Consider the following 15,357-nt stretch of genomic DNA (forward strand, 5'->3'; position numbering starts at 1 on the left):
CGGCCGCGCGCCCCCCGGGCAGCCGACGCCACCTTGGGCGACAATGGCGGCCCTCGCGCACACCCCGCAGGCCCTCGGCTTGCAGCGCGCTCGATTCAACTTTCCCTCACCGCCATGACCTCTTCAACGACCGCACGCCGTGCGGCGCTGCGCCGCTTTGCCGCAGCCGCCGCCGCTGTCGCCAGCTTCTCTCCCTTCCTTTCCACCCAGGCCGCCGAGCCGCAGGTGCTGCGCGTATCCGCCATCCCCGACGAAGCGCCTACCGAACTGCAACGCAAGTTCAAGCCGCTGGGCGAGTACCTGTCGCAGGCCACCGGCATGAAGGTGGTGTTCACCCCGGTAACCGACTACGCCGCCGTGGTCGAATCCCTGGCCACGCGCAAGCTGGACCTGGCCTGGCTGGGCGGCTTCACCTACGTGCAGGCGCGCATCCGCACGGGCGGCACGGCCATTCCGCTGGTGCAGCGGGAGGAGGACGCACGCTTTACCTCGCGCTTCATCACCGCCGACCCCACCATCCAGGGCCTGGCCGACCTCAAGGGCAAGACCTTTGCCTTTGGCGCTCCCTCGTCCACCTCGGGCAGCCTGATGCCGCGCTACTTCCTGCAGCAGGCCGGCGTCCAGCCCGAGCGGGACTTCAAGACCGTGGCCTATTCCGGCGCGCATGACGCCACCGTCGCCTTCGTGGCCGCCGGCAAGGCGCAGGCCGGCGTGCTCAACGCCTCCGTCTGGGACAAGCTGGTCGAGACCAAGAAGGTGGACCCGTCCAAGGTACGGGTGTTCGCCACCACCCCACCCTACTTCGACTACAACTGGACCGTGCGCGGCGATCTCGATCCCGCCGTGGTGCAGAAGATCAAGGCCGCCTTCCTGGCGCTCGACCCGGCCAAGCCCGAGCACAAGGCCATCCTGGAACTGCAGCGCGCCTCGCGCTTCATCGCCACCGAGCCGCGCAACTACGACGGCATCGAAGACGCCGCCAAGACGGCCGGCCTGCTGAAGTAAGCGCGCCGGCGCGCGCGGGCCTGGCCCAGGTAGCCCGCGCGTGCACCATTGGCGTTATTGATCAAATCAGCCCCTGGCGCTTGCTGGATAAGCGCTAGCAGCTATTGAAACAAGAGCAACCATGAGCTTCGAGCTGGACGGCGTGGATCTATGCCACCCCGGCGGCCATGTGGCGCTGCGCGGCATCACCCTGGCCGCGCGCCAGGGCGAGAGCCTGGCGCTGATCGGCCCCTCGGGGGCGGGCAAGACCACCCTGCTGAACCTTCTGGGCACAGCCCTGCCCGCCAGCGCCGGCCGCGTGCACGTGCTGGGCTCCGCCCTGGGCGCGTCGTCGCCCGACACGCCCCATGCTTCGTGGCCTCCGCCGCGTGCGCTGCGCGCGCGCATCGGCACCGTCCACCAGGCACCGCCCCTGCCACCGCGCCAGCGCGTGGTGACCGCCGTGCTGGCCGGGCGCCTGGGCCAATGGCCCACATGGAAGGCGCTGGCCTCGCTGCTGTACCCGGCCGACCTGCCCGGCGCGCAGGCGGCGCTGCAGCGCGTGCAGTTGCAGGACAAGCTGTTTGCGCGCTGCGACCAGCTCTCGGGCGGGCAACTGCAGCGCGTGGGCATTGCCCGCGTGCTGTACCAGCAGCCAGAGCTGCTGCTGGCCGACGAGCCCGTCTCTGCCCTTGACCCCACGCTGGCGCTGGCCACCGTGCAGCTGCTGGTGCAGGACGCGGCCGCACGTGGCGCCACGCTGGTCGCCAGCCTGCACGCGGTGGACCTGGCGCTGGCCTGCTTTGCGCGCGTGGTGGGCCTGCGCGAGGGGCGCATCGCCTTCGACCTGCCGGCCGGCGCGGTCACGCCCGATCTGCTGCAGGCGCTGTACGCCCCGCCCGGCGACGGCGCGCTCGCGCCGGATGAAACGCCCACGCCGCCCCCGACCACCAGCAGCTACGCATCATGCCGTTGACGCACCCCGCCCCGCACCTGCGCGACCCGGCCGCACGCGGTCGGCTGGGCGGCGCGCTGCTGGCCGTGGTGCTGCTGTGGCCGCTGTTGCAGGCGTCGGGCTTTGACCTGGCCGCGCTGCTGGCGCCCGAGAACCTGCGCGTGCTGGGCGGGTTCCTGCGCCAGTTCCTGCCGCCTGAAACGGGGGCCGACTTCCTGGCCCTGCTGGCGCGCGCCACCCTGGAAACGCTGGCGATTGCCACTGCGGGGCTGGCATTGGCCTTCGTGCTGGCGGTGCCGTTGGCCTACTGGGCCAGCAACGCTGCACGCGAACGCCCCCGGCTGAACCCGGCAGCGCGCGGCGTGCTCACGGTGCTGCGCGGCATCCCCGAGCTGGTGTGGGCGCTGGTGTTCGTGCGCGTGTTCGGCCTGGGGCCGACGGCCGGCGTGCTGGCACTGGGGCTGGCCTACGGCGGCATGCTGGGCAAGGTGTATGCCGAGATCCTCGAATCCGTGCCCGCCGCACCCGCCCAGGCGCTGGCGCGCAGTGGGGCGCGCCGGCCCATCGCCCTGCTCTACGGCCTGCTGCCGCAGGCGGCGCGCGAACTCACCTCCTACACCGTGTACCGCTGGGAATGCGCGGTGCGCGCCTCGGTGGTAATGGGCTTCGTGGGCGCGGGCGGGCTGGGCCAGCTCATGGACCAGGCCATGAAGATGCTCAACGGCGGCGAGGCGTGCACCATCCTTGTGACCTTCATGCTGCTGGTGCTGGCGGCCGATGCGCTGTCGGGCGGGCTGCGCCGCGCGCTGGATGCGCCCCCGCGGCACGCGCCGCGCCGCTGGGCTGGCGCAGCGGCGCGTTGACCGCGACGGTGCTGGCCGCCCTGGCCGCCAGCCTGTGGCTGCTGGACATGGACTTGCCCGCGCTCTTCACCGCCGAGGCGGCGCGCAGCATGGCGGAGTTTGCCGGCGGCTTCTTCCCACCCGAGCTGGGCGGCACCTGGCTGCGGCAGGTGGCGCGCGGCGTGTGGGAGACGCTGGCCATCTCCATCGTGGGCACGCTGCTGGCCGCCCTGCTGGCCCTGCTGCTGGCCCTGCCACGCCGGCGCGCGGGCTGGAACCTGCTGCTGAACCTACTGCGCTCGGTGCCCGAACTGGTATGGGCCACGCTCACCGCCCTGGCCGTGGGCCTGGGGCCGTTTGCCGGCGCACTGGCCCTGGCCCTGCACACCACCGGCGTGCTGGGCCGGCTGTATGCCGAGGCGCTGCAGAACACCCCGGCCACGGCCGCGCGTGCGCTGCGCCAGGCCGGCAGCGGCTGCGCCATGGCGTTCCTGTATGGCACGCTGCCCGGGGCGGCGCCGCAATTGGTGGCGTACACGCTGTACCGCTGGGAGATGAACATCCGCATGGCCGCCATCCTCGGCTTCGTGGGCGCGGGCGGCCTGGGGCAGTTGCTGTACGTGGAGCTGTCGCTGTTCCACCATGCGCAGGCGGGCACGGTGATCCTGGCGATGCTGGCGCTATCGGTTGCGGTGGACTGGGCCAGCGCGGCGCTGCGCCGCTGGATGGGCAGGGCCTAGGGCCTGTTCACACTATTTTTGCCAGATGCGTTGCGATCAAAAAGGGCCAGGCGCAAGGCGCCAAACGAAGCTGGGGTGCTACCCCAGCGAGGCTTGGCAACGCCGCGAATGGCCCTTTTTGATCGCAACCCGGAGGGAACGGAGTGAAAACCGCGCCACGCGTCGTTGCCCTCCTAGCCAAGGCCCCGGCCTTGGCGTCGTCACGCGCCTAGATTGGCGCGGTTTTCACGCCATTCGCACTGGCAAAAATAGTGTGAACAGGCCCTAGTACCGCAACCGGGGAGTGGAGTAACAAAAGGCGATCGATGGCTTCGCCCCAAGGGCCAGACGCGAACCGCAGCAACGACCGTGGCCATTGCGAGGATGGGCAACGCCGCCTCGCGGGCGAAGGCGCACTTTCATGTCCCGACACTTTCGGGTCGCAGCACTAGAACACCCCCAGCGCGAGCCCGGTGGCCAGCGCCTCGCCCAGCGCACGGCAGCGCTCCAGGTCCGCCGCGCCGATCTGCTTGGGGGCCAGGATCGCCTCGGGCGTCTGGGCGTGGGTGCAGACGATCAGCGGCTCGGCCACGGCCTTCAGCCGCCAGCCCGTGGCGATGCGGGCGATCTGGCGTGCGGCGTTCTGGCCGTCGCTGCCGGCGCAGACCAGGCTGGCGTAAGGCCGGCCATTGATGCGGTCCAGCACCGGGTAGTAGCAGCGATCGAAGAGGTCCTTGAGCTGGCCGCTGATGGCCGCCAGGTTTTCCGGCGTGGCGAACAAGTAGCCCTGCGCGGCCAGCACATCGTCCGGCCCCGCCTGCGCCGCGTGGAGCAGGCGCACCGACACGGCGGGCTCGGCCGCGGCGCCGGCGCGCGCGGCCTCGGCCATCTGGCGCGTGCCGCCGGTCAGCGAGTGGTAGACGATCAGCAGGGTCTGGGGCGCATCCATGCGGCAAGCATAGACCGTTGCCCATGCGGGCGACCACCACCCTGCGGAGAGCGCGTGGCGTCAGAACGCGTCTTCATCCAGTGCCGCGCAGGTCAGGTCCCGCTGGCGCACCACCTGCAGCCAGGCACCGATGCGCGGCAATTCATAGTGGTAAAAATAGCGTGCAGCGCCCATCCTTCCAGCGCTTACAGCTATTGAAAGAGTAGCATCCCGTGCGAGCACGCTGCACGCCACGTCCAGCCACACCCAGGCCAGCACCATATGGCCGAAGGCCTGCATATAGGGCACGGCGTTGGCCAACGCCTCGGTAGGGTTGCCGGTGGCCCAGGCGGCCTGCGTGGCTTCGCCCACGTCCTGCAGGGCCTGGGCCAGCTGGTCCGCCCAGGCGGCGAGTTCCGGATGCTTGCGCGCCTGGGCAATGGTGGCGCCAATGGTGCGCCCCAGCAGCTGCAGGCCTGCGCCGCCCTGCATCACCACCTTGCGGCCCAGCAGGTCGGCGGCCTGGATGCCGTGCGTGCCCTCGTGGATCATGTTCAGGCGGTTGTCGCGCCAGTACTGCTCCACGGGAAAGTCGCGCGTGTAGCCGTAGCCGCCGTGGATCTGGATCGCCAGGCTGTTGGCCTCCAGGCAGAACTCGCTGGGCCAGCTCTTGGCGATGGGGGTCAACACCTCCAGCAGCAGCCTCGCGTCCTGCGCCGCCTGCGGCTCGCCCGTGCGGCCCTCGTCCACCAGCCGCGCGCAGTACAGGTTAAGCGCCAGCGCGCCCTCGCAGTAGCTCTTTTGCGCAAGCAGCATGCGCTTGATGTCCGCGTGCCGGATCAGCGGCACCGGCGGCTGGCTGGCGTCCTTGCCGGCACTGCCGGCGGCGCTGGTGCTGCCCTGTACCGGGCGGCCCTGCAGCCGCGTCCTGGCGTAGTCCAGGCTGGCGTAGTAGCCTGCCAGGCCCAGCGTGGTTGCCGCCATGCCGATGGCGATGCGTGCCTCGTTCATCATGTGGAACATGCACCTCAGGCCCTCGCCCGGCCGCCCCACGAGGTAGCCGATGGCGCCGGCGCCGCCGCGCACGGGGTACCTGCCCTCGCCAAAATTCAGCAGAGTGTTGGTGGTGCCGCGCCAGCCCAGCTTGTGGTTCAGTCCGGCCAGCGCCACGTCGTTGCGCTCGCCCGTCAGTTGGCCATCGGTATCCACCAGCTTCTTGGGCACGATGAAGAGCGAAATGCCCTTCACTCCCGGCACCAGCTTGCCGTCCGGCCCGGGGATCTTGGCGAGCACCAGGTGCACGATGTTCTCGGTCAGCTCATGGTCGCCGGAGCTGATCCACATCTTGTTGCCACGCAGGCGGTAGCGCGGGCCCAGCGGGTCGACCTCGAAGTCTGCGCCGTCGGCCTCGGCGCGCGTGGTGATGTCGCTCAAGGACGAGCCTGCCTGCGGCTCCGAAAGACACATGGTGCCCGCCCAGCGGCCGTTGAATTCGTTGGCGGCAAACACCTGCTGCTGCAGGGGCGTGCCGTGCACCAGGATGGCGTTGGCGTTGCCCGTGGTCAGCAGGTTGGAGCCAATGCTGATCGACGCGCAGCCAAAGAAACTGTTGGCCGCCGACTCCACGACATACGGCAGTTGCATGCCGCCCAGCGCGTAGTCCTGCGCCGCGCTGAGCATGCCGCTGTCGGCAAATGCCTGGCGTGCGTCGTGCGTGCATTGGGGCAGGATGACGCGCTCACCGTCGAACTGGGGCTCCTGCGTATCCACCGTGCGGTTGAACGGCGCGTACTTCTCGCGCGCGATGCGCTCGCAGGTGTCCAGCACGGCGTCAAACGTCTCGCGCGAGTGGTCCGCAAAGCGCTCGCGCGCATTGAGCGATTCAGCCTGGAGCCAGTCGTAGAGCAGGAAGTCGAGCGTGGAGCGCAGGGAGGTGGTCATGCGCGAAATTATGGAAGGGATGGGCCGATGAAGCCTGTCCGCTGGGTGACGCGCACCGCGGGGGTCCATTGGATCGCGCGCTGGAACACCGGGGCTTTGGCCAAATCACCGTCTCGGCGTCTCGGTATTGCCCGTGATTCAGGCGTACGAAGGGGGGGCCATAGACGGCCCGGCCGTTTCGACGCGGTTGCGTCCCGCGGCTTTGCCGCGGTACAGAGCCGCGTCGGCCTGTTGCAGGGCCGCCTCCAAGGCGTGTGCATCTGCAAAGCCCTGTGAAACCCCGACCGTGACCGTGCACTGCAGCGGATGACCGCCCTCTGCAATGTCGATGGTCTGCGTCTCGATGGCTGCACGCAATCGCTCCGCCATGTGCATGGCCCCGGGAAAGTCGGTGTTCAGGCAGATCACCGCGAACTCTTCCCCGCCCAGACGGCTTACCAAATCGCCACGGCGCGCCGTGGCCTGGAGTATCTCCGCCACGCGGCACAGGACGGTGTCTCCGGCGTGGTGGCCGTAGGTGTCGTTGATCCGCTTGAAGTGGTCAACGTCGACAACGAGCAAGTGCGCATGCTCCGCCCGGCGCTGGTTGAAAGACAGCTGCAGCGCCTCGGTGAGACCTCGCCGATTGAGCAACTGCGTCATCGGGTCGCGCGCAGCGATATGGCGCAACTGATCGGTCAAGCGGCGCAGTACCAACCAGACAATCGATGGCGGCAGCACCGTGGCCAGGAATGACATGTAGATGTAGAACACCAGCTGGAACTGGCGGTCCATCTGCAATGCATCCAGGCCGCCATCCAGAAGCTTCATGAACTTGAGCGCGTTGAGTACGCATAGGCCGCTGATCAGCGCGGCAAAAAAGACCATCTCGCCATACAGATCCTTGGCAAATGTGCGAACGCCGTAGATCACCGTCAGGGCCATCACAAAAAACAGGAGTGCCGATCCCCCTGAAAGCATGGCGTAGCGTGCAACCGGCCCCACGCTCCATTGCACCAGTACCTGCGCAAGGCTGTAGAGCGCCCCAAATACGAGAAGTGGAGACAGCAAGGGGACGGCGTGCCCAAAGAAACGCATGGCTCCGAGCCAGTAAACCACCGGGGAGGCCAGCGTCAGCGTGTGGTTCACCACACTCATCGGACTCCAGGCGGGGCCGCCCTCCAGCAGCTGCAGCACATAGGCGGAGCCCAGCAGAAAGTTGCCGAGCGCGAAAAGATCCATCCCCATTTTTTGCCCATGCAGCCGTTTGCTGATCAGCAAGAACATCACCGCAAAGCACAGCAGATGCGCGCAGAGCATGCCAACGAGAACGCTTGCGACCATGGGGATATTCAAAGGGGACTTGGCCGACCCTAGGGCGAGTCGTCCAAGCCAGGACGACGGGCAGGGATTGTTGTAACAACCAGTAATTCAGAGGAGTTTAATCGTCCGCACACGCAGCCGCCTGCTGGGCGGAACTTCAGGACGCTTGCAGCCCCCTCCAGCGGCTGGCCCGCTGCGTCGCTCCCTGTACAGGAACCCGTGTCACAAAAATATCGCTCGGTTCTCCTGCTACCGCCCATGCAGCAATCGCAGACAGCTATCAAAATAAAAGCAAACGCCCCGCGCAGACCACATCGTCTGCGCGGGGCGCTTGTTGTTTCAGTCCGAAAGCGGATCGGCGCTTACAGCACTTCAAACACGCCCGCCGCGCCCATGCCGCCACCGATGCACATGGTCACGCACACGCGCTTGGCACCGCGGCGCTTGCCTTCGATGAGGGCGTGGCCCGTGAGGCGTTGGCCCGAAACACCGTAGGGGTGGCCCAGAGCGATGGCGCCGCCGTTCACGTTCAGGCGGTCGGCGGGAATGCCCAGCTTGTCGCGGCAGTACAGTACCTGCACGGCGAAGGCTTCGTTCAGCTCCCACAGGTCGATGTCCTGCACCGTCAGGCCCAGTTTCTTGAGCACCTTGGGTACGGCGAACACGGGGCCGATGCCCATTTCGTCAGGCTCGCAACCGGCCACGGCAAAGCCCAGGAAGCGGCCCAGCGGCTGGAGGTTGTTGCGAGCAGCGTAGTCCTCGCCCACCACCACGCAGGCGCCCGCGCCGTCCGAGAACTGGCTGGCGTTGCCCGCCGAGATCAGCCCGCCAGGCATGGCCGGGCGGATACCGCTGATGCCTTCCTTGGTGGTGCCCTCGCGCGTACCCTCGTCGCGGCTCACGGTGACCTGCTTGGTGATCAGGCCCAGCGTCTTGTCGGCGATACCCGCGGTGACGGTGATGGGCGCGATCTCGGCGTCGAACAGGCCGGCTGCCTGGGCGGCGCAGGCCTTTTGCTGGCTGGCGGCGCCGTACTCGTCCATCGCGTCGCGGCCGATGTGGTAGCGCTTGGCCACCTGCTCGGCGGTCTGCAGCATGCTCCAGTAGATCTCGGGCTTTTGCTTGGCCAGGGCCAGGTCCTGGATCATGTGCAGGTTCATTTCCTGCTGCACGCACGAGATGCTTTCCACGCCACCAGCCACATACACCTCGCCCTCGCCCGCGATGATGCGCTGCGCGGCGGTGGCGATGGTCTGCAGGCCCGAGGAGCAGAAACGGTTGATGGTCATGCCCGACGTGGTGACGGGCAGGCCAGCCTTGAGCGCGATCTGGCGCGCGATGTTCATGCCGGTGGCGCCTTCGGGATTGGCGCAGCCCATGATGACATCATCGACGGCGGCGGGGTCAATGCCCGCGCGCTGCACGGCGTGCTGCACGGCGTGGCCGCCCAGCGTGGCGCCGTGGGTCATGTTGAACGAGCCCTTCCAGCTCTTGGCGAGCGGCGTGCGGGCGGTGGAAACGATCACTGCGGAGGTCATTGCAATATTCCTTGTTCTGCGTGCTTCAGGCGGACGAACGGGCGCTCAGGCAAAGGCCTTGCCTTCGGCGGCCAGCCGGGCCAGCAGCGGCGCGGGCTCCCAGGCGCGTGCGTCATCCAGCGGGTTGCGGGCAAAGCGCTTCATGGACTGCACCACGTTGAACAGGCCCACTTCGCTGGCGTAGTGCATGGGACCGCCGCGGTGGATGGGGAAACCGTAGCCGGTCAGGTACACCATGTCGATGTCGCCCGACTTGCTGGCGATGCCCTCTTCCAGGATCTTGGCGCCCTCGTTGACCAGCGCATAGACCAGGCGCTGCACGATCTCCTCGTCGCTCACCTTGCGCGGCGTGATGCCCAGGGCCTTGCGGTGCTCCTCGATCATCTGGTTCACCACGTCGCTGGGAATCGCGTCACGCTTGCCAGCCTGGTAGTCGTACCAGCCCGCCCCGGTCTTCTGGCCGAAGCGTCCCATCTCGCACAGCAGGTCGGCCGTCTTGCTGTACTTCATGTCGGGCTGCTCGACGGCGCGGCGCTTGCGGATGGCCCAGCCGATGTCGTTGCCGGCCAGGTCGCCCATGCGGAACGGGCCCATGGCGAAGCCGAACTTCTCGATGGCCTTGTCCACCTGCTCGGGCGTGCAGCCTTCGTCCAGCAGGAAGCCGGCCTGCTGGCTGTAGCGCTCGATCATGCGGTTGCCGATGAAACCGTCGCACACGCCGGAGACCACGGCCGTCTTCTTGATCTTCTTGGCCAGGGCCATCACGGTGGCCAGCACGTCCTTGGCCGTGGCCTTGCCGCGCACCACTTCCAGCAGCTTCATCACGTTGGCGGGACTGAAGAAGTGCATGCCCACCACGTCCTGCGGACGCTGGGTGAAGGCGGCGATCTTGTCCACGTCCAGCGTGGAGGTGTTGGACGCCAGGATGGCGCCGGGCTTGGCCACGGCGTCGAGCTGCTTGAACACGGCTTCCTTCACGCCCAGTTCCTCGAACACGGCCTCGATGATCAGGTCGCAGTCCTTCAGGTCGGCATAGTTCAGCGTAGTGGACAGCAGGGCCATGCGCTGCTGGTACTTGTCTTCCTTGAGCTTGCCCTTCTTGACCTGGGCTTCGTAATTCTTCTGGATCGTGCCGATGCCGCGGTCCAGCGCCTCCTGCTTCATCTCCAGGATGGTCACGGGGATGCCCGCGTTCAGGAAGTTCATGCTGATGCCGCCACCCATGGTGCCCGCACCGATCACGCCGACCTTCTTGATGTCCCGCTTGGGAGTCTCGGACGGGACGTCGGGGATCTTGCTCGCGGCACGCTCCGCAAAGAACAGGTGGCGCAGCGCGCGCGACTCGGGCGTCCACATCAGGTTGATGAACAGCTCGCGCTCGTACGCCAGGCCGTCGGCAAACTTGCGCTTGGTGGCCGCCTCCACGGCGTCCACGCACTTGGCGGGCGCGGGGAAGTTCTTGGCCATGCCCTTGACCATGTTGCGCGCGAACTGGAAGTACGCATCGCCCTCGGGGTGCTTGCACGGCAGGTTGCGTACCAGCGGCAGCGGGCGCACGTCCGCCACGCTTCGGGCGAAGGCCAGCGCTTCCTCGGCCAGCGATTCGGGCGAAGCGGCCATCTTGTCGAACAGCTTCTGGCCGGGCACGGCGCCGATCATCTCGCTCTTGACCGGCTCACCGCTGACGATCATGTTCAGCGCTGCCTCCACCCCCACCACGCGCGGCAGGCGCTGCGTGCCACCCGCGCCGGGCAGGATGCCCAGCTTCACCTCGGGCAGCGCCACGTTGCAGCCGGGCGCGGCCACACGGTAGTGGCAGCCCAGGGCCAACTCCAGCCCGCCGCCCATGCAGACGGTGTGGATGGCAGCCACCACGGGCTTGGTGCAGCTCTCGACAGCGTTGATGACGGAGTGCAGATTGGGCTCCTGCAGCGACTTGTCGGTGCCGAACTCCTTGATGTCGGCGCCGCCCGAGAAGGCGCCGCCCGCGCCGGTGATGACGATGGCCTTGACGGCCGCGTCGGCCTGGGCGCGATCGAGGCCATCGACGATGCCCTGGCGCGTGGCCAGGCCAAGCCCGTTGACGGGCGGGTTGTTGAGGGTGATCACGGCCACGTCGCCGTGGACCTGGTATTCAGCCGTCATGCTGTCGTTCCTCTTGAATCTCGGGTGGATGAAAGAAAAGTACGCTCGTGCGTTTTTAGCACGCAAGTCTAGAGGCAGGGGTCGCAGTTTTTTGTCTCAGCCGGGACAAGCGTGCAGCGCACACCGACATCTAACTATCTTTTTGATAGCTGACAGCGCTCATCCACAAAGGGCTAGAGGCCAATGAGGCCCTCAAACCTCCAGCCACTCCTTGCGTACATAGCTGTTGGCACGCAGCTCGTCGGGCGTGCCCTGAAAGACGATGCTGCCGTGCCCCATGACCAGCGCGCGGTCGGAGATGGTCATGGCGATGGTGAGCTTCTGCTCGATGAGCAGCACGGAGATGCCCCGCTGCTTGAGCCGCGTGAGGTACTCGCCCACCAGTTCGACGATTTTGGGCGCCAGCCCCTCGGTGGGCTCGTCGATGATGATGAGGTCGGGGTCACCCATGAGCGTGCGGCACAGGGTCAGCATCTGCTGCTCGCCGCCGGACATGACGCCCGCCTCGATGTTGCGGCGCTCCTTCAGGCGCGGGAACATCTCGTACATGTCGTCAAAGCTCCAGCGGCTATCCCTGCCACTGCCCTTCTGGCCCAGCAGCAGGTTCTGGTGCACGGTGAGGTTGGGAAATACGTCGCGGCTTTCGGGCACGTAGCCGATGCCCAGATGGGCGATCTCGTAGGCCTTCCTGCCATTGAGATCCTGGCCCTTCCACTGCAGCGTGCCCTGCCAGTCCACCAGGCCCATCACGGCCTTGGCCGCGGTGGAGCGGCCGGAGCCGTTGCGGCCCAGCAGCGCGACGATCTCGCCCGGCTGCACGTCAAATCCCACGCCGTGCAGCACATGGCTCTTGCCGTAGTAGGCGTGCAGGTTCTCGACTTTCAGCATGTCTCAATGTCCCCCGGCCTGCTGCGCGGCAATGACGGAGCCCAGGTAGGCTTCCTGCACGCGCGGGTTGGCGCGCACGTTCTCGGGTGTGTCGAAGGCGATCACCTCGCCATACACCACCACGGCGATCTTGTCGGCCAGGCCGAAGACCACGCCCATGTCGTGCTCCACGGTCAGCAGGGTGCGGCCCTGCGTGACCTCCTTGATGAGGTGGATGAAGCGCGTGGTCTCGCTCTTGCTCATGCCCGCAGTGGGCTCATCCAGCAGGATCACGCTGGCGCCGCCGGCAATGGTGATGCCGATCTCCAGAGCGCGCTGCTCGGCATAGGTCAGGTTCATGGCCAGGGTGTCACGCTTCTTGTCCAGCTTGATCATCTCCATGAGCTGCGTGGCCCGGTCGTTGGCATCCTGCAACCTGGACAGGAAGCGCCAGAAAGCATAGCGGTACCCCAGGCTCCACAGCACGCCGCAGCGCAGGTTCTCGAACACGCTGAGCTTGGGAAAGATGTTGGTGATCTGGAAGCTGCGCGACAGCCCCATGCGGTTGATCTCGAACGGCTGCTTGCCGTCGATGCGCGCGCCGTGCAGCAGCACCTCGCCGCTGGTGGGCGCGAACCGCCCGCTGACGAGGTTGAACAGCGTGGACTTGCCCGCGCCGTTGGGTCCGATGACAGCCACGCGTTCGCCGGGCCGTACCGCCAGGTTGGCGCCGCGGATGATCTCGGTCTTGCCGAAGCTCTTGCGCAGGTCGCGCAGCTCCAGCGCATAGGTTGCCTGGTCCGCCATCAGCCTGCCTCCCCACGCTTGATCTCGTGCTCGATCTCTTCCTGGATCGCACCCCACTGCCGCATGAACTGCCTGCGACAGAGTTCGAACAGACCCACGCCGGTCACCAACACGAAGCCGGCGCCGAACCAGCTCGCCACGCTCTTGGCGTTCAGCGTCGCACCCAGAAACTCCAGCTGCGGCCCCAGCGCCTCGTTCAGCTGCAGGTGATAAGTCATTTCGATCATCGCTGCAGCCCCCAGCACCGCCACCAGTGCCGTTCCACCCAGCGCCAGGTAGGCGCTGATGATGCCGCGCAGCTTGCCGTACTTGGCCAGGCGCAGATTCATCATGATCAGGCTGGCTATGCCGCCGGGCGCATACATGACCATGAAAAGGAACACCAGGCCCAGGTACAACAGCCAGGCCTTGGACAGCTCGGACAGCAGCACCGACGCCAGCACCAGCAGCACGGCGCCGATGATGGGGCCGAAGAAGAACGTGGCCCCGCCCAGGAAGGTGAACAGCAGGTAGCTGCCCGAGCGCACCACGCTCACGCTGTCGGCGGCCGTGACGATCTCGAAGTTGATGGCCGCCAGCGCCCCGCCGATGCCCGCGAAGAACCCGGCGATGATGAAGGCGAAGTAGCGTACGCGCTGCGTGTTGTAGCCGATGAACTCCACACGCTCGGGGTTGTCGCGCACGGCGTTGAGGATGCGCCCCAGCGGCGTGCCCGTGAAGGCGAACATGGCGGCCGTGCACACGAAACAGTACGCGGCGATCAAGTAGTACACCTGAATTGCCGGACCGAACGTGATGCCCAGTACCGGCTGGCCGTACACGCGGTCCGTGGTGATGCCGCCTTCGCCCCCGAAGAACTCGGGGAACATCAGCGCCATGGAGGCCACGAGTTCGCCGATGCCCAGTGTGATCATCGCGAAGGTGGTGCCGGACTTCTTGGTGGTGACATAGCCCAGCAGCACGGCGAAGAACATGCCCGCCAGCCCTCCCACCAGCGGCATCAGCACCAGCGGGATGGGCAGTCGCCCGTCGCTGGCCATGTTGATGGCGTGCACCGCCAGGAACGAGCCCAGGCCGGTGTACACGGCGTGGCCGAAGCTCAGCATGCCGCCCTGCCCCAGCAGGATGTTGTACGACAGGCAGATGATGATCGCGTAGCCGATCTGCGACAGCATCGTCAGCGCCAGGCTGCTGGTGAACAGTTGGGGCGCCACGATGAGCGCCAGGGCAAACAGGCTCCAGATGACGATGCGCCCCACATTCAAGGGCTTGAAGCGGTAGTACCGCACGGCGCCCCCGGCGGCCGCGGTCGAAGGTGCAGAGGAAGTGGTGTGCATGGCCTTTCAATCCTCCCGCGTGCCCAGCAGGCCCTTGGGCCGGAAGATCAGGATCAGAACGAGGAACAGGTACGGCAGGATCGGCGCCACCTGCGAGATGGTGAGCTTGAATAGCGGGTAGCCAAAGGTCTGTTCGGTGACCTGGACGCCCAGGCGGGCGAAGGCATGCACCAGCGAATAGTCCAGCGCCACCGCAAAGGTCTGCACCAGTCCAATGATGAGTGACGCCAGGAACGCCCCCGCCAGCGACCCCATGCCCCCTACCACCACCACCACGAAGATGATGGAGCCCACCGAGGCCGCCATGGCCGGCTCGGTCACGTAGGTATTGCCGCCGATCACGCCGGCCAGCCCCGCCAGCGCGCAGCCGCCGCCAAACACCAGCATGAACACGCGCGGCACGTTGTGGCCCAGGGCCTCCACCATGTGCGGATGCTTGAGCGCCGCCTGGATCACCAAACCGATGCGGGTGCGCGTGAGCAGCAGCCACACCGACAGCAGCATCAGCACCGCCACCAGCATGACGAAGGAGCGCGACTTGGGAAACTGCGTGCCGTACAGGGTGAAGAGCGGCCCCTGCAGTTGCGCAGGCAGGCCATAGGGCACGGTGGAGCGCCCCCACACCAGCTGCACCACCTCCAGGATCAGGTACGACAGGCCAAAGGTGACCAGCAGCTCGGGCACATGGCCGAACTTGTGCACGCGGCGCAGCGCATAGCGCTCGAAGACCGCGCCCAGCGCCCCCACCAGCAGCGGTGCCACCACCAGCGCGGGCCAGAAGCCGATGGCACCCGACAAGGTGTACGCAAAGTACGCGCCCAGCATGTAGAAACTGGTGTGCGCGAAGTTGAGCACGCCCATCATGCTGAAGATCAGCGTCAGCCCCGAACTCAGCATGAACAGCAGCAGACCGTAGCTGACGCCGTTGAGCAGGGAGATCACGAAAAACTCAAGATTCATCGCAAGACCGCGCAGCAGGTGAAAATAAGGCC

11 protein-coding genes and 1 pseudogene are annotated in these 15,357 nt (G+C 66.9%); 3 read left to right on the top strand and 9 right to left on the bottom strand.

What is annotated here, in order from left to right:
- The first annotated feature begins 114 nt into the window (after positions 1–114).
- The 3 genes and pseudogenes from HND92_RS11475 (at position 115) to HND92_RS19595 (ending at position 3,521) form a co-directional block, all read left to right on the top strand.
- Complete coding sequence (locus tag HND92_RS11475) at positions 115–1,005, top strand: putative selenate ABC transporter substrate-binding protein (protein WP_103737952.1); 891 nt, start codon at positions 115–117, stop codon at positions 1,003–1,005.
- Between the two features lie 121 nt (positions 1,006–1,126).
- Positions 1,127–1,960, top strand: a complete 834-nt coding sequence (locus HND92_RS11480; RefSeq protein WP_172207101.1) for a phosphonate ABC transporter ATP-binding protein — start codon at positions 1,127–1,129, stop codon at positions 1,958–1,960.
- A pseudogene (locus HND92_RS19595) lies at positions 1,951–3,521 on the top strand (PhnE/PtxC family ABC transporter permease). The gene HND92_RS11480 and the pseudogene HND92_RS19595 overlap by 10 nt, the downstream one beginning before the upstream one ends.
- A 427-nt stretch (positions 3,522–3,948) precedes the next feature.
- Here HND92_RS19595 and HND92_RS11490 read toward each other — a convergent pair.
- The 9 genes from HND92_RS11490 to HND92_RS11530 all read right to left on the bottom strand — a co-directional run bounded on the left by HND92_RS11490 (position 3,949) and on the right by HND92_RS11530 (position 15,325).
- Complete coding sequence (locus HND92_RS11490) at positions 3,949–4,449, bottom strand: flavodoxin family protein (RefSeq protein ID WP_172207103.1); 501 nt, start codon at positions 4,447–4,449, stop codon at positions 3,949–3,951.
- Positions 4,450–4,509: 60 nt separating this feature from the next.
- Positions 4,510–6,369 (bottom strand): acyl-CoA dehydrogenase, encoded by a 1,860-nt coding sequence (locus HND92_RS11495; RefSeq protein WP_172207105.1) that lies wholly within the window; start codon positions 6,367–6,369, stop codon positions 4,510–4,512.
- Between the two features lie 138 nt (positions 6,370–6,507).
- The gene (locus HND92_RS11500; RefSeq protein WP_172207107.1) at positions 6,508–7,692 is read right to left on the bottom strand and encodes a GGDEF domain-containing protein; all 1,185 of its coding nucleotides are present in this window, start codon (positions 7,690–7,692) and stop codon (positions 6,508–6,510) included.
- 341 nt (positions 7,693–8,033) lie between these two features.
- Entirely contained in the window at positions 8,034–9,209 is a 1,176-nt protein-coding gene (locus HND92_RS11505) for an acetyl-CoA C-acyltransferase (RefSeq protein ID WP_011804956.1), read from the bottom strand.
- A gap of 45 nt (positions 9,210–9,254) precedes the next feature.
- The gene (locus HND92_RS11510) at positions 9,255–11,354 is read right to left on the bottom strand and encodes a 3-hydroxyacyl-CoA dehydrogenase NAD-binding domain-containing protein (protein ID WP_172207109.1); all 2,100 of its coding nucleotides are present in this window, start codon (positions 11,352–11,354) and stop codon (positions 9,255–9,257) included.
- A 192-nt stretch (positions 11,355–11,546) separates the two neighbouring features.
- Entirely contained in the window at positions 11,547–12,242 is a 696-nt protein-coding gene (locus HND92_RS11515) for an ABC transporter ATP-binding protein (RefSeq protein ID WP_015913514.1), read from the bottom strand.
- A gap of 3 nt (positions 12,243–12,245) precedes the next feature.
- Positions 12,246–13,028 (bottom strand): ABC transporter ATP-binding protein, encoded by a 783-nt coding sequence (locus HND92_RS11520; RefSeq protein ID WP_011804953.1) that lies wholly within the window; start codon positions 13,026–13,028, stop codon positions 12,246–12,248.
- Positions 13,028–14,365, bottom strand: a complete 1,338-nt coding sequence (locus HND92_RS11525) for a branched-chain amino acid ABC transporter permease (protein ID WP_103737958.1) — start codon at positions 14,363–14,365, stop codon at positions 13,028–13,030. The genes HND92_RS11520 and HND92_RS11525 overlap by 1 nt, the downstream gene beginning before the upstream one ends.
- Before the next feature lie 6 nt (positions 14,366–14,371).
- Positions 14,372–15,325: a branched-chain amino acid ABC transporter permease gene (locus tag HND92_RS11530; RefSeq protein WP_011804951.1), complete on the bottom strand. Its 954-nt coding sequence runs from the start codon at positions 15,323–15,325 to the stop codon at positions 14,372–14,374.
- Positions 15,326–15,357: the final 32 nt, after the last annotated feature.

Source organism: Diaphorobacter sp. JS3050, from assembly GCF_013154915.1.
GTDB lineage: Bacteria > Pseudomonadota > Gammaproteobacteria > Burkholderiales > Burkholderiaceae_C > Diaphorobacter > Diaphorobacter nitroreducens.

Excerpts from the sequence above, each read along its gene's own strand:
- HND92_RS11475 (WP_103737952.1), top strand. The coding sequence starts at position 115 with ATGACCTCTTCAACGACCGCACGCCGTGCGGCGCTGCGCCGCTTTGCC.
- HND92_RS11480 (WP_172207101.1), top strand. The coding sequence starts at position 1,127 with ATGAGCTTCGAGCTGGACGGCGTGGATCTATGCCACCCCGGCGGCCAT.
- HND92_RS11490 (WP_172207103.1), bottom strand. The coding sequence starts at position 4,449 with ATGGATGCGCCCCAGACCCTGCTGATCGTCTACCACTCGCTGACCGGC.
- HND92_RS11495 (WP_172207105.1), bottom strand. The coding sequence starts at position 6,369 with ATGACCACCTCCCTGCGCTCCACGCTCGACTTCCTGCTCTACGACTGG.
- HND92_RS11500 (WP_172207107.1), bottom strand. The coding sequence starts at position 7,692 with ATGGTCGCAAGCGTTCTCGTTGGCATGCTCTGCGCGCATCTGCTGTGC.
- HND92_RS11505 (WP_011804956.1), bottom strand. The coding sequence starts at position 9,209 with ATGACCTCCGCAGTGATCGTTTCCACCGCCCGCACGCCGCTCGCCAAG.
- HND92_RS11510 (WP_172207109.1), bottom strand. The coding sequence starts at position 11,354 with ATGACGGCTGAATACCAGGTCCACGGCGACGTGGCCGTGATCACCCTC.
- HND92_RS11515 (WP_015913514.1), bottom strand. The coding sequence starts at position 12,242 with ATGCTGAAAGTCGAGAACCTGCACGCCTACTACGGCAAGAGCCATGTG.
- HND92_RS11520 (WP_011804953.1), bottom strand. The coding sequence starts at position 13,028 with ATGGCGGACCAGGCAACCTATGCGCTGGAGCTGCGCGACCTGCGCAAG.
- HND92_RS11525 (WP_103737958.1), bottom strand. The coding sequence starts at position 14,365 with ATGCACACCACTTCCTCTGCACCTTCGACCGCGGCCGCCGGGGGCGCC.
- HND92_RS11530 (WP_011804951.1), bottom strand. The coding sequence starts at position 15,325 with ATGAATCTTGAGTTTTTCGTGATCTCCCTGCTCAACGGCGTCAGCTAC.